Genomic DNA, 22545 nt, shown 5'->3' on the forward strand with positions numbered 1-22545 from the left:
CGAAGCGAGCCGTGATAAGATGATCTTCCTGCCAATGAGGCAGCGAGGAATTGCACCTTGAAAACTGGATAGCGAAACGAAAGCAATGCGCTGAAGAAAACATCAAGCACCTTGTGCCTTGACTGCAACTGCGGATCTTAGGATCCACAGCAAGGTTAAGCTAATAAGGGCGCACGGTGGATGCCTAGGCGCCAGGAGCCGACGAAGGACGCGACGAACAGCGATATGCCTCGGGGAGCCGTAAGTAGGCGTTGATCCGGGGATCTCCGAATGGGGAAACCCAGCTGCGGTAATGCGCAGTTACTCATGAGTGAATCCATAGCTCATGAAGAGGCACACCCAGGGAACTGAAACATCTAAGTACCTGGAGGAGAAGAAAACAAGAGTGATTCCGTCAGTAGCGGCGAGCGAAAGCGGATTAGCCCAAACCAGGGAGCTTGCTCCCTGGGGTTGTGGGACGTCTCACATGGAGTGATAAAAGAGCAGGTTAGGCGAAGAGGACTGGAAAGTCCCGCTATAGAAGGTAAGAGCCCTGTAGCCAAAAGCCTGCTCTCTCCGAGACGGATCCCGAGTACCGCGGGACACGTGAAACCCCGTGGGAATCCGGCAGGACCATCTGCCAAGGCTAAATACTCCCTGGCGACCGATAGTGAAGCAGTACCGTGAGGGAAAGGTGAAAAGCACCGCGGGAGCGGAGTGAAAAAGAACCTGAAACCGTGCGCTTACAAGAAGTCAGAGCCTGATTAATGGGTGATGGCGTGCCTTTTGTAGAATGAACCGGCGAGTTACGTTCACGTGCAAGGTTAAGCTGTAGAGGCGGAGCCGAAGGGAAACCGAGTCTGAATAGGGCGCTTAAGTACGTGGTCGTAGACCCGAAACCGTGTGATCTACCCCTGTGCAGGGTGAAGGTGCGGTAATACGCACTGGAGGCCCGAACTCGTGAGCGTTGAAAAGCTCTGGGATGACGTGGGGGTAGGGGAGAAATTCCAATCGAACTCGGAGATAGCTGGTTCTCCCCGAAATAGCTTTAGGGCTAGCCTCGAGGTTTAGCATCATGGAGGTAGAGCACTGATTGGGTGCGGGGCCCGCCAAGGGTTACCAAGTCCAGTCAAACTCCGAATGCCATGGATGTATACTCGGGAGTCAGACGGCGAGTGCTAAGATCCGTCGTCAAGAGGGAAAGAGCCCAGATCATCAGCTAAGGTCCCCAAGTGTGTGTTAAGTGGGAAAGGATGTGGAGTTGCGAAGACAACCAGGATGTTGGCTTAGAAGCAGCCACCATTTAAAGAGTGCGTAATAGCTCACTGGTCGAGTGACTCTGCGCCGAAAATGTAACGGGGCTAAACACACCACCGAAGCTATGGCATGACACTTAGGTGTCTTGGGTAGGGGAGCGTTGTATGCGGGTAGAAGTCAGACCGGAAGGACTGGTGGACTGCATACAAGTGAGAATGCCGGTATGAGTAACGAAAAGACAAGTGAGAATCTTGTCCGCCGAAAGCCTAAGGGTTCCTGGGGAAGGTTCGTCCGCCCAGGGTAAGTCGGGACCTAAGGCGAGGCCGAAAGGCGTAGTCGAAGGACAACAGGTTGAAATTCCTGTACCACCGTAAGCCGTTACGAGCGATGGGGGGACGCAGGAGGGCAAGGACGCGAGCTGATGGAATAGCTCGTCCAAGCAGTGAGGGGTGTGTGCAGGCAAATCCGCACACTATAACCTTGAGCTGTGATGGGGAGGGAAAATTGCAGTACCGAAGGTCTTGTGCTCACGCTGCCGAGAAAAGCCTCTAGCCAGGCGAAGGTGCCCGTACCGTAAACCGACACAGGTAGGCGAGATGAAAATTCTAAGGCGCGCGGAAGAACTCTCGTTAAGGAACTCGGCAAAATGACCCCGTAACTTCGGGAGAAGGGGTGCCCCGGTAGCGTGAATAGCGCGAGGGGGCCGCAGTGAAGAGGCCCAAGCGACTGTTTAGCAAAAACACAGGTCTGTGCGAAGCCGTAAGGCGAAGTATACGGGCTGACGCCTGCCCGGTGCTGGAAGGTTAAGGGGAGCGGTTAGGGGCAACCCGAAGCTGTGAACCGAAGCCCCAGTAAACGGCGGCCGTAACTATAACGGTCCTAAGGTAGCGAAATTCCTTGTCAGGTAAATTCTGACCCGCACGAATGGCGTAACGATCTTGGGCGCTGTCTCAACGAGAGATCCGGTGAAATTTTAGTACCTGTGAAGATGCAGGTTACCCGCGACGTGACGGAAAGACCCCATGGAGCTTTACTGCAGCTTGATATTGGACTTTGGTACGGTCTGTACAGGATAGGTGGGAGCCTTAGAAGCCGGAGCGCCAGCTTCGGTGGAGGCGACGTTGGGATACCACCCTGATCGTATCGGAGTTCTAACCTGTCACCGTGAATCCGGTGAAGGGACCGTGTCAGGCGGGCAGTTTGACTGGGGCGGTCGCCTCCTAAAAAGTAACGGAGGCGCCCCAAGGTTCCCTCAGCGCGGTTGGAAATCGCGCGAAGAGTGCAAAGGCATAAGGGAGCTTGACTGCGAGACCCACAAGTCGAGCAGGGACGAAAGTCGGGCTTAGTGATCCGGTGGTACCGAATGGAAGGGCCATCGCTCAACGGATAAAAGCTACCCTGGGGATAACAGGCTTATCTCCCCCAAGAGTCCACATCGACGGGGAGGTTTGGCACCTCGATGTCGGCTCATCGCATCCTGGGGCTGAAGTAGGTCCCAAGGGTTGGGCTGTTCGCCCATTAAAGCGGTACGCGAGCTGGGTTCAGAACGTCGTGAGACAGTTCGGTCCCTATCTGTCGCGGGCGTAGGAAATTTGAGAGGGGCTGTCCTTAGTACGAGAGGACCGGGATGGACGCACCGCTGGTGTACCAGTTGTTCCGCCAGGAGCACCGCTGGGTAGCCAAGTGCGGGAGGGATAAGCGCTGAAAGCATCTAAGCGCGAAGCCCGCCTCAAGATGAGATTTCCCAATTCGTAAGACCCCTGGAAGAACACCAGGTTGATAGGCCCGGGGTGGAAGCGCGGCAACGCGTGCAGCTGACGGGTACTAATCGGTCGAGGGCTTATCCTACGCAGTTAACACAGGTGATTGTTTCTTCAGCACTGCTTTCAAGTTTCGCTATCCGGTTTTCAGGGCGCAAGCCCTGAAATGGTAATGGACGTGGCGGCGTAGCTCAGCTGGCTAGAGCGTTCGGTTCATACCCGAAAGGTCGGGGGTTCGATCCCCTCTGCCGCTACCAACTTTCTTTCCTTCCCGTGGAGGCTTAGCTCAGCCGGGAGAGCATCTGCCTTACAAGCAGAGGGTCGGGGGTTCGATCCCCTCAGCCTCCACCATTCTTTACAACGCGGAGCCGTGGTGTAGAGGCCTAACATGCCTGCCTGTCACGCAGGAGACCGCGGGTTCGAATCCCGTCGGCTCCGCCATTTTATTTACAAATAACAATTTATATGGCTCGGTAGCTCAGATGGTAGAGCAGAGGACTGAAAATCCTCGTGTCGGCGGTTCGATTCCGTCCCGAGCCACCATTGTTTGCCCCTCAAAGGCGGACATCGTGGAGGCTTAGCGAAGCGGCCAAACGCGGCAGACTGTAAATCTGCTCTCTCTGAGTTCGGTGGTTCAAATCCATCAGCCTCCACCATTTCTTTACGAGCCATTAGCTCAGTTGGTAGAGCACCTGACTTTTAATCAGGGTGTCGAAGGTTCGAGTCCTTCATGGCTCACCAGTCATAACAACGAGGCAGATGCGCGAGCGTCTGTTTTTTGTTTTGTACGAATGCATGGTAAGAACGGCGGATGGCCGAAGCCCGGTTGGGGAACTGTTAATACAAAGTTCATTCCGGAGGACCGCCCATGACCTATCTCTATGCATTGGCCGTTGCGTTCATCACGGTAATGGCGCTCGTTCCCGTCGTTCGCGCGGCCGCGCTTCGGCTCGGTTTCGTGGATCGCCCCACGGGACGCAAAATCCATTCCAAACCCATCCCTCTGTCCGGGGGCGTGGCGATTTTCGCCGGCGTGATCCTCAGCTCGTTCCTGTTCCTCGGCAGCCATCCGCTGCTTCGCACGATCGTGACGGGCGGAGCGATTCTCGTGGCGATCGGCCTGTTGGACGATTCCTTCAAATCGCGCGGACGCGATTTCCCGGTGTGGCCTCGTTTGCTTCTGTACATAGCCGTCTCGTTCATTCCCGTTTGGCACGGGATCACGATCCAGGGCGTTTCCTCCCCATCGCCAGCCGCCATGATTTTGTTTCCTCCCGTCATTTCCGCCATCGTAACCGCCGTATGGGTCTTTGCCTTGATCAACATGGTCAATTTCATCGACGGAATCGACGGACTGGCCTCCGGCGTCTGCGTCATCTCCTCGCTGACGATTTTCTTCGCCTCGCTGATCGAGTCCCAGCAGGTGACCGCGGTCGTGGCGATCGCGCTGGCCGGGTCGTGTCTCGCTTTTCTCGCCTACAACTTCCACCCTGCGCGCATTTTCATGGGTGACGCCGGCGCCACCTTTTTGGGATATACGCTTGCCGTAATTGCCGTCGACGGAACCCTGAAGGGAGCGACTTTCCTTTCCCTGTCGGTCCCCCTGCTTGCGCTGGGCGTGCCGATTCTCGATACCGTGATCGTGTTCACGAGGCGGATCCTTGAAGGCAAAGGCCTGCACCGCGCGGACAATCTGCATACGCACCACAGTCTCATGAAATGGGGCCTCACCCAGGTTCAGACCGTATCCTTCCTATACTTGATCGCGGCGGTTTTTTCGCTCCTTTCAATTGTCGTTCTCCTCATGCTCCGTTAAGAGGGCATTCCCCCCGGTCCTGCGAAATATGATACAATACACGCAGAAAACGTTGGCCGGCAAAGGGGAAGCGCGATGCAGAGTGCGAAATGGCAGCAGTTGGAGCAGTTGCTGGGAGCCAAAGTGACGACCAGGACGATGACGGCCGCGGAGTGGGAACGGGAAGGCGGGAGCAAGTATCCCGAAGCCGGGGACTCGGTGAAGCTTCCGGAAGGGACGCGTTTCGTCGCGCGGACGGCCGGATCCGAGATCACCGTGTACGACACTGCAGGGGAATTCACGGCACTGGAGCAGGAGCTTCTTCGCCTGCTTCTTCGGCAAAGAAACGGCCGTGCCCCGGCCGGCGGCGCCTCGGATTTGGAACGCCAGGCGCGCAAGCTCGGCGAATGGATCATTCAATGCGTGTCGGGAGGTGATACGCGGGCGGAGGTTCCCGAACGGATGGAGCTTCGGACGCGGCTGTTCGACGGGATGATTCCTTTCCTGCTCATGTGCGAGCAAGCGGAAGACAAGGAGCCCTCCTATTCCGATCTCGAGAAAGCGCTTCGCTCTTTCCTGAGCGAAGATACGCTGCTCGTTCCGCTGCGCGAACATGAATGGCTCATCCTCGCGCCCGACCGGATGATGGCCGAAACCGAAGGCGCCGACGAGGAGATCGTCGACAGCGATGAAGGGAAGACGGTGCTGGCGTCGCTGGCTTCGGGACTTCATCAAATGGTGACCGGCGAATGGGGCGGAGAGTGTCATGTGGCCGTCGGGGAACCGATCGATCCGGCCGAAAGCGTCGTCCATACGGTCGCGATTCTCCGGGAGACCGTGCAGCTTGGGCGGAGATTCCACATGGGCATGCAGGTTCATTTGCCATGGTTGATCCATCTGGAACGGCTGCTCAGCGGCATTCCCGAAGCGGTCCGCAGCCGGTTCGTCGAAGAGATGATGGGCAGGCCGGATTTGTTCAACGACCCGGAAACGGTATCGACGCTGGACGCCTTCTTCTCCATGGACTGCAACGTCAGTGAGACGGCCAAAAAACTGTTCATCCACCGCAACACCCTGCTGTACCGGCTGGATAAGATCAAGCAAGAGGCGGGCTTGGACGTCCGTTCCTTTAACGACGCGGTTTTGGTGCGCATTTTATTGCTATTGTACAAAGTCACGAAAAGGAAATGAATTTTTTGTACGCTTTGTGCATAGTCAATTCGCCCGGTCCGAGGTAAGATGGTTACGTACCTTAAACGAGCGTTAGGGGGAAATGCAATGGCAGGCGTACGTTTGGAACATGTATTCAAAAAATATCCGGGTTCGGACAAAGCATCCGTAACGGACTTCAACCTCGACATCGAAGACAAAGAGTTTCTCGTTCTGGTCGGACCTTCCGGTTGCGGTAAGTCCACGACCCTCCGCATGATCGCGGGCCTCGAAGAAATTTCCGAAGGCAAACTCTACATCGGCGACCGCGTCGTGAACGACGTTGCTCCGAAAGACCGCGACATCGCGATGGTGTTCCAGTCTTACGCACTTTATCCGCATATGAACGTTTATCAAAATATGGCTTTCGGTTTGAAACTGCGCAAATTCCGCAAGGACGAAATCGATCGCCGCGTTCGCGAAGCCGCTCGCACGCTTGAAATCGAGCACCTGCTCGAGCGCAAGCCGAAGGCTCTCTCCGGTGGTCAGCGCCAGCGCGTTGCCCTGGGCCGCGCAATCGTCCGCGAACCGCAAGTGTTCCTGATGGACGAACCGCTCTCCAACTTGGACGCCAAGCTGCGTACGCAAATGCGCGCGAACATTTCCAAGCTGATGAAGCGTCTGGAAACGACTTGCATCTACGTTACCCACGACCAGACGGAAGCCATGACGATGGGCGACCGCATCGTCGTCATGAAAGACGGCCTGATCCAGCAAGCCGCTACTCCGGAAGTGCTCTACAACCACCCGGTTAACCTGTTCGTTGCAGGCTTCATCGGCGCTCCGGCCATGAACTTCCTGCCGGGCCAACTGGTTGAAGAAGGCGGCGCCGTTCGTTTCCGCGCTACGGGCATCAACGTTGAAGTGCCGCAAGGCAAAGCTAGCTTGCTCCGCAGCAAAGGCTACATCGGCAAGGAAATCATCCTGGGCGTTCGTCCGGAAGATATCCACGAAGAGCCGGTCTTCATCGAAGCTTCCCCGAACTCGATCATCAACGCGAACATCGAAGTTTCCGAGAACCTCGGTCACGAAATGTTCCTTTACCTGAACGGCCTGGGCAAAGACAACGTCATCGCCCGCGTCGACGGCCGCTCCGGCCTGCAAGAAGGCCAGAACGTCAAACTGGCGATCGACATGAACAAAGTTCACGTGTTCGACAAGGACTCCGAACTGAACGTGTTCGAGGCTAACTAATCTCTCAACCGCGAACCGTCCGGCCTTTGGCCGGGCGGTTTTTTTTACCTTCCGCGGCGGAATATGCATCATTGCTTTAACCGCCCATTTTCGTTACGATTGTATTGGAAAATCGGAGAGGAGCTGTACGATGCCCAAAAAAGTGAAGGTTTCCGAACTCGTGCAGCAATTTCATCTCGAGGTCGCAGCCGGCGAAGACGGGCTGCGGCGCACGATCGAGACGGATGACTTGAACCGGCCCGGACTGGAAATGGCCGGCTATTTCAATTACTATCCCGCGGAGCGCGTACAGATTCTGGGCCGCACCGAGCTGGCCTTCCTGGAGACGCTGACGACGGAGATGCGCCGGGATCGCATGGAACGCCTGTGCGGCGAGCAGACCCCGTGTATCATCATTACGCGAGGCCTTCAACCGCCGGCAGAGCTGGTGGATATCGGCAATGAACACCACATTCCCGTGCTGCGAAGCGGCGTCGCGACGACGATCCTGCTGAGCCGGATTACCAACTTCCTGGAGAAGCGGCTGGCGCCGTCCGCGACGATCCACGGCGTACTCGTCGACGTATACGGAGTCGGCATGCTCATCACAGGAGGCAGCGGCATCGGCAAAAGCGAGACCGCCCTTGAGTTGGTCAAACGCGGGCACCGTCTCGTAGCGGACGATGCCGTCGAAATCCGCCAAACCGCGGACAACTACCTGTTCGGCAGCGCGCCGGATCTCATCCGCCACCTGCTCGAAATCCGCGGCCTCGGCATTTTGAACGTCATGACGCTGTTCGGCGCCGGCGCGGTCCGCAACCAGAAGAGCATCAGCCTCGTCGTGAAGCTGGAGAACTGGGAGCAGGGCAAGCAGTACGACCGGCTGGGGCTGGACGAAGAAACGACCAAAATCATCGATACCGAGGTTCCGCTGCTGACCGTGCCGGTAAGGCCCGGTCGCAACCTTGCGGTCATTTTGGAAGTCGCCGCCATGAACTATCGGTTGAAGCGCATGGGCTACAACGCAGCCCTGCAATTCACGAACAAATTGACCGAAGCGATCGCGGACGACGATTACGAGTGACAAGAGAATAGTCGGGACGGAGGACGAACATGCTTCCACTTAGCTTGAATCCGATCGCTTTTACGCTCGGGCCCTTAACGGTACATTGGTACGGGATCATTTTGGGCCTGGGCGCATTGGCGGGATTGTTTTTAGCGATACAAGAGGGCAAGCGGTTCGGCATCATGCCGGACTTTTTCCTTGATCTGCTGCTGTATGGCGTTCCCTCGGCCATCATCTGCGCGCGGATATACTACGTCGCGTTCAAATGGGATTACTACAGCGCTCATCCGGGCGAGATCGTCCAGATCTGGAACGGCGGCATCGCGATTTACGGCGCCTTGATCGGTGCCTTCTTATGCGGCTTCATCTATTCCAGGGCCAAAGGTTACCGGTTCATTCGTATCGTGGACATTTGCGCGCCGTCGCTGCTGATCGGCCAAATGATCGGACGCTGGGGCAACTTCATGAACCAGGAAGCGTACGGGGGTCCGACGAACGAAAATTTCCTGCGGAACACGCTGCACCTTCCGAACTTCATTGTGGACCAAATGTACATCGGGGGCATATATCGCCATCCGACTTTCCTGTACGAATCGCTGTGGAGCTTGGTCGGCCTCGCGATCATCTTCATCATCCGGCGCATGAGGTTCTTGAGGGTCGGCGAGCTGTGCGCGTTTTACCTGATTTGGTATTCGTTCGGCCGATTCTTGGTTGAAGCGCTGCGCACGGATAGCTTGGCGTTTCAAGGCCCGGACTGGCTGGCCTCCCTGCTTCGCGGCATCTGGTCGCCGATGACCGCCGTTTTCGAAGAAGGCTACCTGGATCCGGCTTACGGCAACGTTCGAACTTCCCAACTGCTGGCGCTGATTCTGGTCGTTGCAGGCATCGTTTTCATCGTCGTACGCAGGGTGACCGGAGCCGCCAAAGAACGGTACTTGGATCCGGTTGAACGTAAGGGAACGGTCCCGGCGGAAGCCGCGGTGCCAGCGGAGTCGGCAGTCGTGGCGGAAAACGCGGAAGAACCGGTCAGCGTACAAGATGCCGCTCCAATCGACAACGAAGACAAGGCTGAAGCATCTCCGGATGTTCCGGCCGAGCCAGAACAGAATGGAGACACGCGCAAGGATGACTAAAGAAATCAAAGCCGTCTTGTTCGACCTGGACGGCACCATCGTAGATACGAACGAGCTGATTATCCAATCGTTTCTGCACGCTTTGAAAGGAACGGTCTCGGAAGACTTCGGCCGGGAGCACATCATCCCCAGCATGGGACTGCCGCTCAGCGACCAGCTTCGGCTGTTCTCCGGTCTCGAGGACGTCACGGCGCTGACCCAGTCCTACCGGGAATACAACTATTTGAAGCATGACGAAATGGTCGTACTATTTCCGGGCGTGGCGGAGGTCGTGCGCAGGCTGAAGGCGCAGGGGATCCGCATGGGCGTGGTGACGACCAAGATGCGGCCCACGACCGAAAGAGCGCTCCGGATGTTCGGACTGTTCGAGCACATGGATATCATCATCACGCTGGACGACGTTCAACATGCAAAGCCGCATCCGGAGCCGGTTCAGAAAGCAATGGAGGCGATCGGAGCCGAGCCGGTCCACACCGCGATGGTGGGCGACAGCACGGTCGACATGGAATCGGCGATCCGCGCGGGCGCGATGCCGATCGGGGTCGCATGGTCGCTGAAAGGACAAGCGGTACTGGAAGAAGCGGGAGCGGCGCTCGTCATTCATCGCATGGAAGAGCTGCTGACGTTATGCGGAATCGAGGGTGCGGAAGCTTGAGAAACGTAGAGCGGTATCCGGTGGAAGGACCGAATTCGCTTTGGCAAGTCTACCGGACGGTATCCAGATGGAAAGCCGTCCGGAATTTCGTTTTTATCCAGTTGGCTCGGTATTGTCCCAGCCTTCCGGTGAAGAACTGGATCTACCGTCACGTACTCGGCATGAAAGTCGGGGACCGCACGGCATTCGCGCTGATGGTCATGGTCGACGTGTTTTTCCCCGAGCGGATTACCGTCGGCGATAACTCCATCATCGGCTACAACACGACTTTGCTCACCCATGAATATTTGATTGCCGAGTACAGGCTCGGCAACATTACGATAGGCTCCAACGTCATGATAGGTGCCAACGTAACGGTGCTGCCCGGCGTGACGATCGGCGATCACGCGGTGGTCGCGGCCGGCTCCGTCGTGCACCGCGACGTTCCCGCTCACGCGAGGGTGGGAGGCAATCCGCTCAGAGAGCTTTAGAGCCGCTCGCGTATATTTTTCATCCCCGACAGGAGTGGCTTCATGCCTGCTTTATCCACGCGCAAGAAACAGGTCCTTCTTCTGGTCCTGGTCCTCATTGGAATGATTACGGCATTTTTCATTTGGAAATTCCGCGGTGAGGTCGTCAATGAAGCGAAACGCCAAGAGCTGCAGCCGGTCAAGGTGTCGTCGAAGCTCTCCGGATCCTACGACGTCATCGTCGCGGGAACGGATCCCGAAGGCGTCACGGCAGCCGTATCGGCGGCCCGCAACGGGCTGAAGGTTCTGCTGGTCGACGGAAGGGACCGCAATATTCTGGGCGGCTTGATGACGCTCGGCTGGCTCAACTCCCTCGACAATAACTATTCTCCGAAACAGCAGCCGCTGACGGGCAAGCACAATTTTTTGAATAAAGGCATTTTCCAGGAATGGTACGACCAGATCGAAGGAACGTCGTTCGACGTGAACACGGCGGCCAATGCATTCAATAAGATGGTCGCGGCGGAATCGAACATCGACGTCCTGCTGAAGGTCCGCAAAATGGAACCGATGCTCACGGGCCACCAGGTGACGGGACTTCGGATCGTGAAGGAAGACGGAAGCACGGCGGAAATCGGGACCAAGGCGCTGATTGACGCCACGCAGGACGCGGACATCGCGGCTGCGGCAGGCGTTCCTTATACGTTCGGTCGGGAAGACATCGGAGAGCCGAGCGCGCGCATGGCGGTTACGTTGGTGTTCAAGATGAGCGGCGTCACCCAGGAGGTCTGGGAGTCGTTCGGCAAACATAAGGATTCCGGCATCGACAAGATGAGCGCCTGGGGCTTTCCCACCGCCAAGGATTACGTGTCGAGCAACCCGAAACGGGTCAAGCTCCGCGGGCTCAACATCGGCCGGCAAAACGACAACACGATCCTCATCAACGCCATGCACATCTACGACGTGGATCCGTTGAATCCCGCATCCGTGCGGGAAGGACTGGAGATCGGGCGTAAGGAAGCCCCCCTCATTGCCGCATACTTAAAGAAGACGTTCAAGGAATTCCGTAACCTCGAATACGCGGGGACCGCACCCGAGCTTTATGTGCGGGAATCGCGCCACATCGAAGGCGAGTACCGGCTGAAAATGACGGATTTGATGCAAAACCGGGACGCATGGGACGCCGTCGCGTACGGCTCTTATCAGGTGGACATTCAGAGCCGGAACGCGAATGACCCGGGCGCCGTCGCGTTGAAGCCCCAAGCGTACGGCGTTCCGTTCCGTACGCTGGTCCCCCTGGAAGTGGACGGGCTCCTCGTCGTCGGCCGGTCCGCCAGCTTCGACTCGCTGCCGCACGGAAGCGCGCGCGTCATTCCGCTCGGCATGGCGACGGGACAAGCGGCAGGCGCCGCAGCCAAGCTGGCCATCGAGAAAGGCGTCAGCTTCCGGGAACTGTCCCGTTCGAAGACGGATATCGCGGAGCTGCGGAAGCGGTTGACGGCTCAGGGCATGGATCTGACCATGCCGGAGATCAAGACGCCGGACTATGCCAAGAACCCCGCTTATCCGGGGCTTCTCGCCGCGGTCAGCATGAATTTGGCCTTCGGCGATTATGACAACAAGCATTTCGACTTGGACGGAGCCTCGAATCCTCAGCGTTTCGTCAACGCGATGCTCGGGGTGAAGAAGGTGCATCCGAGCTTCTTCCAAGGTGAGCCCTCCAAGGCGATCACGACGATCGCCGATCCTGCGAAGCACGCGCTGTCGTTGAAGCAAGCGGCCTATACGATCGGGCTGGCCGGCGGACTCGAACTGACGCCGGATTCGGCGGAGGCGGCGCTGCTCTCGAAAGGGTGGCTGGCGCAGCAAACGATTGACGGCATCAAAGATCCGGAGAAGCTGACGAACGGCGATACGTTCATGCTGATCCGCGATTTGATGGAGAAATACGTCGGCGTGAAGTATGAATAAACGGTATGCCCCTCGAGCGATCGGGGGGCTGCCTTCGTTTCTTGACGATGGATCGGTTTCATGCTAAAGTGGATCAAACCCTTTATTTTGGCAGTATGGTAACATGGTAGCACATTAACTTACTAAAGCGTTACGAGGTGTTTGGAGTGTCGAAACCCAAAGGTTTTGAGAAGCCGATCGGCGTCAAAGACTACTTGCCCCATGCCGTTTCCAAGCTGCGCCATATCGAGCGGAGCGTATTGGAATGCATGCATCGCTGGGGCTACGATCAGATCATGACGCCGACGATGGAATATTACGATACGGTCGGCGTGGCGAGCGCGACGTCCGACCAGAAGCTGTTCAAGCTGCTCAATCAGCGCGGCACGACGATCGTGCTGCGTTCGGACATGACCGCGCCGATCGCGCGGGTCGTGGGCTCGCTGCTGAAGGAGCAGCCTTTTCCGCTGCGCCTGAGCTATCACGGCAACGTGTTCCGCGCATTCGAAGAGGATGCGGGGCGGGAAGCGGAGTTTTTCCAGACGGGCGTCGAGCTCGTCGGGGATCCGTCGCCGGAAGCGGACGCCGAGATCATTGCTTTGGCGATCGCCTCCCTGCAGGCTGCGGGAGTGCGTTCCTTCAAAATCGCGTTCGGCCACGTCGGTTTCCTGAACGGGCTGTTCCAAGAAACGCTGCCCGGCCGGGAAGCGGAGCAGGAGGCGCTCAAAGCTTGCCTGCTGCAGCGGGACCATGTCGGGTACCGGCACATTTTGCGTTCGTTGGATATGGACGAATCCCAACGCGCGGAGCTGGAAGGCATTCTCCGGCTGCGCGGCGGCCAAGAGGTATGCGAGCAAGCGATGCAGCTGAGCGGCAGCGACGGCGCGCGGGCGGCGATCCGCCATTTGTGCGAAATCTGGGACGTGCTGGAAGCCTACGGCGTGCAAGAGCATGTCCTGATCGACCTGACGATGATCGGGGATTTCTCTTACTATACGGGCATGACGTTCGAAGGCTACGCTTCGAATTTGGGCTTCCCGGTCTGCAGCGGCGGCCGATACGATAACTTGCTGGCCCAGTTCGGGCGGCCTGCGGCGGCGACCGGCTTCGCGCTTAAGACGACGCGGATCCTGGAAGTCGTGGAGGAAGAGCCGGCAGCGGCCGGCAAGACGCTGATCGTGTATGCGCCGGCCGCGCGCGGGCAAGCTCTGGCGTCAGCCGAACGCTTGCGCGGAGAAGGACGCGTCGTCGTAACGGAAATGGCGGCGGATCCCGAGTTGGCTGCGGAATTGCGGAAAGCGGCTGCGGCAGGCAGTGTCTTCTCGCACAGGGGAACGGAGTACGGCGAAATGATCGTTTTCGGGGAAGGAGGACGCGTATGACGGAGAACGGCGGCGTTTTGAAGGTGGCCATGCCCAAAGGGCGGATTTACAAGCAGGCGAGCAAGCTGTTCCGCCAGGCGGGCCTTCCGATCCCCGAGGATTTCGACGACTCGAGGCGGCTCATCATTCCCGTGCCGGAAGCGGGCATGGAATTCATTATGGCGAAGCCGGTCGACGTTCCGACTTACGTGGAATACGGCGTGGCGGACATCGGCGTCGTGGGCAAGGACGTCATGATGGAGGAAGCGAAGGACGTATACGAGCTGCTGGACCTCGGCATCGCGCGTTGCCGGATGTCGGTGATCGGGCTGCCGGACTGGAAGCCGGTCATCCATCCGCGCGTGGCGACGAAGTATCCGAACGTGGCTTCTCAATATTTCCGCGAGCAAGGACAGCAGGTGGAGGTCATCAAGCTGAACGGCTCCATCGAGCTGGCGCCGCTGATCGGCCTGGCCGACCGCATCGTGGATATGGTGGAAACGGGGCAGACGCTGCGGGAGAACGGGCTGGTGGAGATGCAGGAGATGTTCCAGGTGACCAGCCGGCTCATCGCCAACCGCGTCAGCTACCGTCTGAAAAATACGGCGATCCAAACGCTGTGCGACCAGCTTGGGCGCGCGATTGCGGTTCAAGGAGGCGTGTGAGCATGTATATCGGATTGGCTTCCGGTTTTCGGCTGGAGCGGGAGAGCGAATACGGCACGCCGGAGCAGAACGCTGCCGTCGCGACGATCGTCGAGGCGGTTCGCCGCGAAGGCGACGACGCGCTGCTGAGGTACACGGCTTCGTTCGATAAAGTGGAATTGACGCCGGAGCGGCTTCGCGTGACGCAAGAAGAGATCCAGGCCGCGTACGGTTTCGTGGAGCAGGATTTCTTGGTTGCGCTGCGGCAAGCGGCGGCGAACATTCGGGCTTTTCATGAAAAGCAGAAGCGGAATTCTTGGATGGACGTGTCGCCGGACGGCACGATGCTCGGCATGGTCATCCGGCCGCTGCGGCGGGTCGGTCTGTACGTGCCCGGCGGCAAAGCGGCTTATCCGTCGTCGGTGCTCATGAACGCGATTCCGGCCAAGGTCGCCGGCGTGCCGGAGATCGCGATGGTGACGCCGCCCGCGACGGGCGGGCGCGAGGGCATCGACCCGTACATTCTCGTCGCCGCCGCGGAAGCGGGCGTGACGGAGATCTACCGGGTCGGGGGCGCGCAGGCGGTGGCGGCGCTGGCTTACGGGACGGCGAGCATTCCCGCCGTCGATAAGATTTGCGGGCCCGGCAACATCTATGTGGCGTTGGCGAAACGCGCCGTTTTCGGCGCGGTCGACATCGACAGCATCGCGGGCCCGAGCGAGATCGCCGTGCTGGCGGACGACAGCGCGGATCCGCGGTACGTGGCCGCGGATATGCTGTCGCAGGCGGAGCACGACGAGATGGCGTCGGCGGTGCTCGTGACGCCGTCGGAGAAGCTGGCCCGTGAGGTCGAGGCGGAGCTGAAGCGCCAGGTCGCGCTGCTGCCTCGCCGGGAGATCGCGGAAAAGTCGCTGGAGCAGTATGGGGCGATTTTGCTCGTGGATGATGTGAATGCGGGCGTAGATGTGATCAACAAGCTCGCTCCGGAACATCTCGAGGTGATGACGGAGGATCCGTTGGAGCTGCTGGGTCGGATCGAGACGGCAGGAGCGATTTTCCTCGGGCCGTACAGCTCCGAGCCGGTGGGCGACTACTTCGCGGGGCCGAACCACATTTTGCCGACGAACGGGACCGCCCGGTTCTCGTCTCCGCTCAACGTGGACGATTTTCTGAAGAAATCCAGCTTGATAAGATACAGCAAGGAAGCCCTTCTGCGGGACGCGTCCGGCATTGCGACGCTGGCCCGGCACGAGGGACTCGAAGGCCACGCGCGCGCGGTGGAAATCCGATTGGAAGGCGGGGAATCGCAATGAGTGAATGGGCGGAAGGACGCCAAGGTTCCGTATCCCGTAAAACGGGAGAAACGGACATACAGCTGGCTTTGAACGTAGACGGATCGGGAGACGTGTCGATCGAGACCGACGTTCCTTTCCTGAACCACATGCTCGACTTGTTCGCCAGGCATGGACAGTTCGACCTGAAGGTGGAAGCGCGGGGCGACGTCGACGTCGACGACCACCACACGGTAGAGGACATCGGGATTTGCCTCGGCCAGGCGCTGCATAAGGCGCTCGGCGACAAGAAGGGCATCAAGCGCTACGCAAGCGTGTTCGTTCCGATGGACGAGGCGCTGGGCCAGGTCATTATCGATATCAGCGGTCGGCCGCATTTCGAGATGCGCGGGGAATTTCCGGCTGCGACGGTGGGCAGCTTCACGGTCGAGCTCGTGCACGAGTTCCTGTGGAAGCTGGCGCTGGAATCGCGGATCACGCTGCATGTCATCGTGCATTACGGCCGCAATACGCACCACATGATCGAAGCGGTGTTCAAGGCGCTGGGACGCGCGCTGGACGAAGCGACCTCGATCGATCCCCGCGTGAAAGGCGTGCCCTCCACGAAAGGAGTGCTGTAAGATGATCGCGATCATCGATTACGGCATGGGCAACCTGCACAGCGTGAGCAAAGCGATCGAAAGGCTCGGGTACGAGGCGGTCGTGACTTCGAATCCAGCCGAGATTCTGGGCGCGGACGGCGCGATCCTGCCCGGCGTCGGCGCATTTGGCGACGCGATGGCGAACCTGCGCGAGACCGGGCTGGACGCGGTCGTGAAGGAATACGCCGCGAGCGGCAAGCCGCTGCTGGGCATTTGCCTGGGCATGCAGCTGCTGTTCTCCGAGAGCGAGGAACACGGCCGGCATGAGGGCCTCGGATTGCTTCCCGGCCGCGTCGTGCGGTTCCAAGGCTCTTACAAGGTGCCGCACATGGGCTGGAACGACCTGGAGTTTCTGCAGGACAGCCCGCTGTTCGCGGACTTAGAGCCGGGCCACGTGTACTTCGTGCACTCGTACCATGCGCTGCCAGAGCGGAAGGAAGATCTGCTCGCGGTGACCGACTATCACCAGCCGGTAACGGCGATCGTCGGACGCGGCAATTTGTTCGGCATGCAGTTCCACCCGGAGAAAAGCGGCGAGCTCGGCACGCTGCTGCTCCGGCGCTTCCTCGAGCTGACCGCCCGTCAGGCTGGCTGAGCGCACTAGCGCGCGGCGGCAGGGCTGTAACGGTAGAAAGTACCGTTGGAGCATCCAAACGGACTGATCTAAGTCTTGCAACGGTAGATAGTACCGTTAGAGCGGCTGCCAGGTCGATTCAATCGTCTGCAACGGTAAAAAGTACCGTTGGAGCGCTGAAAAGCGCGGCTTTGTGACTTGTAACGTGAGAAAGTACCGTTGGAGCACCCGCCCTTCACACCACCCATCACCGCGGACCCGCAAGGGGCCGCGTTCGGAGGTTTCACCGTATGTCCAAGTTCATCATCTACCCCGCCATCGACATCCGCGACGGCAAGTGCGTCCGGCTCGTGCAGGGCGATTATAACCAAGAAACGGTCTACAACGAAGACCCGGCAGCCGTCGCACGCGATTGGGAAGCGCAGGGGGGCCAATGGATCCATCTCGTGGACCTGGACGGCGCCAAAGCCGGCCATCCGGTCAACGACGAGCTGATCGGCCGCATCGCCAAGTCCGTGAACGTGCCCGTTCAGGTAGGCGGCGGCCTCCGCAAGGAAGAGGACGTCGAGCGCCTGCTCGGACTCGGTGTCTCCCGCGTCATCCTCGGCACCGCGGCCATCGAGGACCGCGCGTTCGTATCGCGCGTGCTCGCGAAGCACGGCTCCGCCGTCGCGATCGGCATCGACGCGCGCAACGGCCTCGTCGCCATCCGCGGCTGGCTGGAGACGTCCGAGGTGAAAGCCGAGGACCTTGCCGTACAACTCGCCGCCGAAGGCGCGCAAACCTTCATCTTCACCGACATCTCGCGCGACGGCATGATGGGCGGCCCGAACGTGGAGGCGATCGTTCGCCTCGCGCAAGTATCCGGCCGCACGGTCATCGCGTCCGGAGGCGTCAGCCGTCCGGAGGACCTGGACCGGCTCGCCGCGCACGCGAACGACGGCGTCGGCGGCGCCATCGTCGGCAAAGCGCTGTACACCGGCAGCATCAGCCTCGCCAAAGCCGTCCGCAAAGCGTCCGCGCAGGCTTAAGAATCGGCAGCAATCGTTTTGCCGCCGCCGGCTGATCCGGTTACGAAAGGAGATTGCCCATGCTCGCCAAAAGAATCATTCCCTGCCTCGACGTCAAAGACGGCCGGGTCGTCAAGGGAGTTAACTTCGTCAACCTCCGGGACGCCGGGGACCCGGTAGAGCTCGCCGCCCTCTATGACAAGGAAGGCGCCGACGAGCTCGTGTTCCTCGACATATCGGCTTCCCATGAAGGGCGCGAAACGATGGTCGACGTCGTCCGCCGCACGGCGGAGGAAGTCTCGATTCCGTTCACCGTGGGCGGCGGCATCAAAGCCGTCGAGGACATGAAGCGCCTGCTCCGCGCAGGCGCGGACAAAATCGGCATCAACACGGCCGCCATCCTGAATCCGGACCTCATCGCGGACGGCTCCCGGACCTTCGGCGCGCAGTGCATCGTCGTCGCGATCGACGCGAAGTTCAATGCCGAGTGGCAGGAATGGGAAGTTTACACGCACGGCGGGCGCAAACCGACCGGCATCCGCGCGCTGGCATGGGCGAAGGAAGCCGAACGGAGAGGCGCGGGCGAGCTGCTGCTTACCAGCATGGACGCCGACGGCACGAAGGACGGCTTCGACATGGGGCTCACCCGGACGATTTCCGACGCGGTCGGCATTCCGGTCATCGCCTCGGGAGGAGCGGGAAACGCCCGGCATTTTGCCGACGTCCTCACGCTCGGACACGCCGACGCAGCGCTGGCTGCGAGCATTTTCCACTATAAAGAAGTGACCGTAAACGAAGTGAAGCAAGAGCTGCGGAGCAAAGGAGTGAACGTCAGGTGACCGATACGGCATGGATGGAACAAATCCGGTACGACGAGCAAGGACTGGTACCCGCGATCGTGCAGGACGCGATCAGCAAGGAAGTGCTGATGCTGGCCTACATGAACCGGGAATCGCTGGGCAAAACGCTGGAAACCCGGCAAACGTGGTTTTGGAGCCGTTCCCGCAACGAGCTGTGGAACAAAGGCGCGACGAGCGGCCACACGCAAGAGGTCGTCTCCCTGAAGTACGACTGCGACGGCGACACGCTGCTCGTGACGGTGAAGCAAGCCGGCCCGGCCTGCCACACCGGCGCTTACAGCTGCTTCTACCGCAGCGCAGACGGCCAAGAAGCCCAGCCGAACCCGGACCGCTTCGCGCCGCTCAGCCAGCTGGAGTCGACAATCGCCCAGCGCGATGCCGAGCGCACCGAAGGTTCGTACACCACCTACCTTTTCGAGAAGGGCCTGGACAAAATCCTCAAGAAAATCGGGGAAGAGTCGGCGGAGGTCATCATCGCGGGCAAGAACCGTGACGCTCAAGAGCTGCGCGCCGAGGCGGCGGACCTCATTTTCCACTTGATGGTCCTGCTCCGGGAACAGGGGATTCCGCTGGACGACGTGCTGGCCGAACTGGAATTCCGTCATCGCAAGCCGGTCAAGAAAGACTAGGTGGACCGGATGAAAATCGATTACCATACACACAACGTCCGCTGCGGCCATGCCGTCGGAACGATCGAGGAATACGTGCAAAGCGCGATTGCGAAAGGCATGGTACAGATCGGCTTGTCCGATCACATGCCTCTTCTTCATGTCGACCCGGCGGCGTATTATCCCGAAATGGCGATGCCGATGGACGAGCTGCCCCGTTACGTGGAAGAGTGCCTCAGACTGAAGGACAAGTATCAAAACGAAATCTCCGTGCGCGTCGGGCTGGAAGGCGATTTTATCGAGGGGTACGAGGACGCGATCGCTAAAATCGTGCAGGCGTATCCTTGGGATTACGTCATCGGCTCGGTGCATTTTCTGGGGACTTGGGACGTGACCGACTTCCGGCAGGTGCACAACTGGGAAGGGCGCAGCGTCTTCCAAGTTTATGAGCAATACTATGATGCGGTCCGCAAAGCCGCCGCCACGGGACTGTACGATTACATCGGCCATATTGACGCGATCAAGCGCTTCGGCTATCGCCCCGAAGAAGACGTGACCGAGCTTGAGGACAGCGCCCTGCAAGCCGTCTCGAAACACGGGCTCGCCATCGAGTTGAACGCGGCAGGCATCCATACGGCGGCTAAGGAAATGTACCCGTCCTTGCGCATGTTGGAGCGGGCCCATACGCTGGGCATCCCCGTCACGTACGGTTCGGATGCTCACCACCCCGACCGCGTTGGACAAAAAAGCGAGGAAGCGGAGCGCCTCCTGAGGGCCGCCGGTTTTAACGAAATTGCCACGTTCCAGGGACGGAAAAGGGATAGGATTCCTTTGTGAAAAACCTCCCATGTCATGTATAATGGGTAAGGAACGAAATGAGTCGGTTATTGTCGCACAATCCGATTTTTTTGGAGGGGCACATGTACAGCAGCAGTAAACTCCGCGTTTTCTCGGGATCGTCCAACGAGCCGCTGGCTCGCAAGATCGCCGAACAGCTAGGACTCCCGCTCGGGAAGATCAAGCTTTCCCGGTTCAAAAGCGGCGAGGTGTATGTGCACTACGAGGAAACGATCCGCAACTGCGACGTTTTCCTTATCCAGTCCTATTCCCATCCCATCAACGACTATTTCGTCGAGCTGCTGGTCATGATCGATGCGGCCAAACGCGCTTCGGCCCGCACCATCAATGTCGTACTTCCTTATTACGGCTATGCTCGCCAAGAACGCAAAGCGGCGCCGCGCGAGCCGATTTCCGCCAAAATGGTGGCCGACGTCCTGACGACCGTAGGCGCGACACGCGTCATTACGATCGATCTGCATGCTCCGGCGATCCAAGGTTTCTTCAACATTCCGGTAGACCATCTGACCGCGCTGGACCTGATCAGCGATCACCTGAAATCGCTGAACCTGCCGAACCCGGTCGTGGTTTCGCCCGACGCGGGACGAGCCTCGACGGCCGAGAAGCTGGCGAACCAGCTGAACGCTCCGTTCGCGATCATGATCAAGAAACGCCCGGCGCACAACGAATCGGTCATCACGCACGTCATCGGCGAGGTCGAAGGCTGCACGCCGATCATCATCGAGGATTTGATCGATACCGGCACGACGATCGTCAACGTCGTCGAAAGCTTGAAGGAACGCGGAGCGGAAGACGTCTACGTCTGCGCGACGCACCCGCTGTTCTCCGCGAACGCCATCCAGAAGCTGGACCACCCGTTCATCCGAGAGGTCGTGGTGACGGACTCGATCCTGCTTCCGGAAGAGCATCCCGATCGTTTCAAGGTTCTGTCGGTCGCCCCGATGCTGGCCGAAGCGATCCGGATCATCATGGAAGGCGGCTCGATCAGCACGCTGTTCAAGAACGCGGGCGTCTAATGTAGATAAAGAGAATCGTTCATATGTTACAACCACTGAATCTTAACGGGTCCGGTGGTTTTTCTTTTTGGCAAAAGTTTGCAGATAACGCTTGACCCTTACGTCACGTCATGGTCTATAGTAAAGTTACCGGTAAACAGCTGGCGAAAAAGACAGGGGATGATCATGCCAAAGGAGTGGAAAGTCGGAGAGCTTGCGAAGTTGGCGGGCTTGACGATTCGTACATTGCGTTATTACGACCAAATCGGCTTGTTTTCGCCCTCCGGCCATTCCGTTGCGGGATATCGGCTTTATGGCGAATCGGACCTGTCCCGGTTGCAGCAAATTCTTTCCCTGAAAGAGTTAGGGCTGTCTCTGGAGGAGATCAAATCGGTTCTGGCCGGAGATCAGCTCAGCCTGTTTGACATCGTCTCGCTGCAAATGGAACGGCTGAAGGAAAATATCCGCGTTCAACAGAAGCTCCTGAGCGAATTGGAGAACGTGTCTGGCCGGATGCAGAGAAACGAACCTTTTACCGTCGAACAATTCGCCGAAATCATGCGAGTGATGCGTTTGAATCACGAGAAGTTTTTCGCCGAGCGGAAGAGCAGCTGGGATCTCCATCTCGACCGGCTTGGCGAGTATCTCGATGACAATCCGGAAGAACCGGACAAGGAGGAAAAATAACATGCAGGAACCATCCGCGAAACATGCCGCATTCGTCATCGAACGGAGCTATAAACACTCGCCGGCGCGAGTATTTGCCGCTTGGTCGGACCAGTCTGCCAAAGCCGCCTGGTTCCCGAAAGCCGACGAGTTCGAATTCCGCGTCGGCGGCCGCGAACTCAATCGAGGACGTCCGCCGGGAGGAGGCCCGCTTTATACGTTCGATGCTCACTATCAGGAGATCGTTCCGGACAAGCGCATCGTTTACTCGTACGTGATGGACATGGAAGACACCCGGATTTCCGTCTCCGTCGCCACGGTGGAGTTCCAAACGTCGGATAGCGGCGGCACCCGTCTGATCTTCACCGAACAGGGCGTTTTCCTGGACGGGCATGACACGCCCGAACAGCGCGAACATGGAACGAAAGCGTTGCTGGACCGGCTTGGCGACGCGCTGGACAGTTGATGAATCGGATAATCGAAAACAAGCGGTAGGGGCAGCCTTCGTTCGGTCTTTCGCCGAGCTAAGGCTGTTTTTGGTGTCCTCTAATTTTCAACCGACCCTCTTGTTTAAAATGAAACTTAGATTATAATGATTATAAATTGAACG

20 protein-coding genes, 6 tRNA genes and 1 rRNA gene are annotated in these 22545 nt (G+C 58.7%); all 27 read left to right on the forward strand.

The features are described 5' to 3' along the window. Nucleotides 1-153 precede the first annotated feature (153 nt). The 27 genes from EAV92_RS20445 (at nucleotide 154) to EAV92_RS20575 (ending at nucleotide 22401) form a co-directional block, all read left to right on the forward strand. A 23S ribosomal RNA gene (locus EAV92_RS20445) occupies nucleotides 154-3084 on the forward strand. Between the two features lie 92 nt (nucleotides 3085-3176). Further along, nucleotides 3177-3253: transfer RNA gene (locus tag EAV92_RS20450), tRNA-Met, on the forward strand. A gap of 18 nt (nucleotides 3254-3271) precedes the next feature. Then, a tRNA-Val gene (locus EAV92_RS20455) sits at nucleotides 3272-3347 on the forward strand. Nucleotides 3348-3360: 13 nt separating this feature from the next. After that, nucleotides 3361-3437 (forward strand) — tRNA-Asp (locus EAV92_RS20460). 26 nt (nucleotides 3438-3463) lie between these two features. Continuing rightward, a tRNA-Phe gene (locus tag EAV92_RS20465) sits at nucleotides 3464-3539 on the forward strand. Nucleotides 3540-3567: 28 nt separating this feature from the next. After that, nucleotides 3568-3652: transfer RNA gene (locus EAV92_RS20470), tRNA-Tyr, on the forward strand. A 9-nt stretch (nucleotides 3653-3661) separates the two neighbouring features. After that, nucleotides 3662-3737 (forward strand) — tRNA-Lys (locus tag EAV92_RS20475). A gap of 127 nt (nucleotides 3738-3864) precedes the next feature. Next, a complete protein-coding gene (locus EAV92_RS20480) occupies nucleotides 3865-4812 on the forward strand; it encodes an MraY family glycosyltransferase (RefSeq protein ID WP_123042796.1) in 948 nt (315 codons plus the stop codon). 75 nt (nucleotides 4813-4887) lie between these two features. Continuing rightward, nucleotides 4888-5982 (forward strand): PucR family transcriptional regulator, encoded by a 1095-nt coding sequence (locus tag EAV92_RS20485; RefSeq protein WP_123042797.1) that lies wholly within the window; start codon nucleotides 4888-4890, stop codon nucleotides 5980-5982. An 87-nt stretch (nucleotides 5983-6069) separates the two neighbouring features. Then, entirely contained in the window at nucleotides 6070-7194 is a 1125-nt protein-coding gene (locus tag EAV92_RS20490; RefSeq protein WP_123042798.1) for an ABC transporter ATP-binding protein, read from the forward strand. 130 nt (nucleotides 7195-7324) lie between these two features. Continuing rightward, the gene (gene hprK / locus EAV92_RS20495) at nucleotides 7325-8257 is read left to right on the forward strand and encodes an HPr(Ser) kinase/phosphatase (RefSeq protein ID WP_123042799.1); all 933 of its coding nucleotides are present in this window, start codon (nucleotides 7325-7327) and stop codon (nucleotides 8255-8257) included. A 29-nt stretch (nucleotides 8258-8286) separates the two neighbouring features. Continuing rightward, complete coding sequence (gene lgt, locus EAV92_RS20500) at nucleotides 8287-9372, forward strand: prolipoprotein diacylglyceryl transferase (RefSeq protein ID WP_123042800.1); 1086 nt, start codon at nucleotides 8287-8289, stop codon at nucleotides 9370-9372. After that, nucleotides 9365-10027: a pyrophosphatase PpaX gene (gene ppaX, locus EAV92_RS20505; RefSeq protein ID WP_123042801.1), complete on the forward strand. Its 663-nt coding sequence runs from the start codon at nucleotides 9365-9367 to the stop codon at nucleotides 10025-10027. The genes lgt and ppaX overlap by 8 nt, the downstream gene beginning before the upstream one ends. Further along, the gene (locus EAV92_RS20510; protein ID WP_206424244.1) at nucleotides 10024-10497 is read left to right on the forward strand and encodes an acyltransferase; all 474 of its coding nucleotides are present in this window, start codon (nucleotides 10024-10026) and stop codon (nucleotides 10495-10497) included. The genes ppaX and EAV92_RS20510 overlap by 4 nt, the downstream gene beginning before the upstream one ends. Before the next feature lie 42 nt (nucleotides 10498-10539). Continuing rightward, nucleotides 10540-12447 (forward strand): FAD-dependent oxidoreductase, encoded by a 1908-nt coding sequence (locus EAV92_RS20515; protein ID WP_123042803.1) that lies wholly within the window; start codon nucleotides 10540-10542, stop codon nucleotides 12445-12447. 146 nt (nucleotides 12448-12593) lie between these two features. Next, the gene (locus EAV92_RS20520; protein WP_123042804.1) at nucleotides 12594-13808 is read left to right on the forward strand and encodes an ATP phosphoribosyltransferase regulatory subunit; all 1215 of its coding nucleotides are present in this window, start codon (nucleotides 12594-12596) and stop codon (nucleotides 13806-13808) included. Then, entirely contained in the window at nucleotides 13805-14452 is a 648-nt protein-coding gene (gene hisG / locus EAV92_RS20525) for an ATP phosphoribosyltransferase (protein ID WP_123042805.1), read from the forward strand. The genes EAV92_RS20520 and hisG overlap by 4 nt, the downstream gene beginning before the upstream one ends. A 2-nt stretch (nucleotides 14453-14454) precedes the next feature. Next, a complete protein-coding gene (gene hisD, locus EAV92_RS20530; protein WP_123042806.1) occupies nucleotides 14455-15744 on the forward strand; it encodes a histidinol dehydrogenase in 1290 nt (429 codons plus the stop codon). Then, complete coding sequence (gene hisB / locus EAV92_RS20535; RefSeq protein ID WP_123042807.1) at nucleotides 15741-16343, forward strand: imidazoleglycerol-phosphate dehydratase HisB; 603 nt, start codon at nucleotides 15741-15743, stop codon at nucleotides 16341-16343. Before hisD ends, hisB begins: the two co-directional genes overlap by 4 nt. A 1-nt stretch (nucleotide 16344) precedes the next feature. After that, nucleotides 16345-16959: an imidazole glycerol phosphate synthase subunit HisH gene (gene hisH, locus EAV92_RS20540; RefSeq protein WP_123042808.1), complete on the forward strand. Its 615-nt coding sequence runs from the start codon at nucleotides 16345-16347 to the stop codon at nucleotides 16957-16959. A 269-nt stretch (nucleotides 16960-17228) separates the two neighbouring features. Next, nucleotides 17229-17969, forward strand: a complete 741-nt coding sequence (gene hisA / locus EAV92_RS20545) for a 1-(5-phosphoribosyl)-5-[(5-phosphoribosylamino)methylideneamino]imidazole-4-carboxamide isomerase (RefSeq protein WP_123042809.1) — start codon at nucleotides 17229-17231, stop codon at nucleotides 17967-17969. A 59-nt stretch (nucleotides 17970-18028) separates the two neighbouring features. Beyond that, on the forward strand, nucleotides 18029-18787 hold the full coding sequence (gene hisF, locus EAV92_RS20550; RefSeq protein ID WP_123042810.1) for an imidazole glycerol phosphate synthase subunit HisF: 759 nt from the start codon (nucleotides 18029-18031) through the stop codon (nucleotides 18785-18787). 14 nt (nucleotides 18788-18801) lie between these two features. After that, the gene (gene hisIE, locus EAV92_RS20555; protein ID WP_241158581.1) at nucleotides 18802-19437 is read left to right on the forward strand and encodes a bifunctional phosphoribosyl-AMP cyclohydrolase/phosphoribosyl-ATP diphosphatase HisIE; all 636 of its coding nucleotides are present in this window, start codon (nucleotides 18802-18804) and stop codon (nucleotides 19435-19437) included. Nucleotides 19438-19446: 9 nt separating this feature from the next. Beyond that, nucleotides 19447-20253 carry a histidinol-phosphatase HisJ gene (gene hisJ / locus EAV92_RS20560; RefSeq protein WP_123042812.1) on the forward strand — a complete coding sequence of 269 codons (807 nt, stop codon included), beginning with the start codon at nucleotides 19447-19449 and terminating at the stop codon, nucleotides 20251-20253. An 83-nt stretch (nucleotides 20254-20336) separates the two neighbouring features. Beyond that, a complete protein-coding gene (locus tag EAV92_RS20565; RefSeq protein ID WP_123042813.1) occupies nucleotides 20337-21290 on the forward strand; it encodes a ribose-phosphate diphosphokinase in 954 nt (317 codons plus the stop codon). Nucleotides 21291-21455: 165 nt separating this feature from the next. Further along, entirely contained in the window at nucleotides 21456-21956 is a 501-nt protein-coding gene (locus tag EAV92_RS20570) for a MerR family transcriptional regulator (protein ID WP_123043834.1), read from the forward strand. Between the two features lies 1 nt (nucleotide 21957). Continuing rightward, nucleotides 21958-22401 (forward strand): SRPBCC family protein, encoded by a 444-nt coding sequence (locus tag EAV92_RS20575; protein ID WP_123042814.1) that lies wholly within the window; start codon nucleotides 21958-21960, stop codon nucleotides 22399-22401. Nucleotides 22402-22545 lie beyond the last annotated feature (144 nt).

It is taken from the genome of Cohnella candidum, assembly GCF_003713065.1.
In the GTDB taxonomy this organism is placed as follows: domain Bacteria; phylum Bacillota; class Bacilli; order Paenibacillales; family Paenibacillaceae; genus Cohnella; species Cohnella candidum.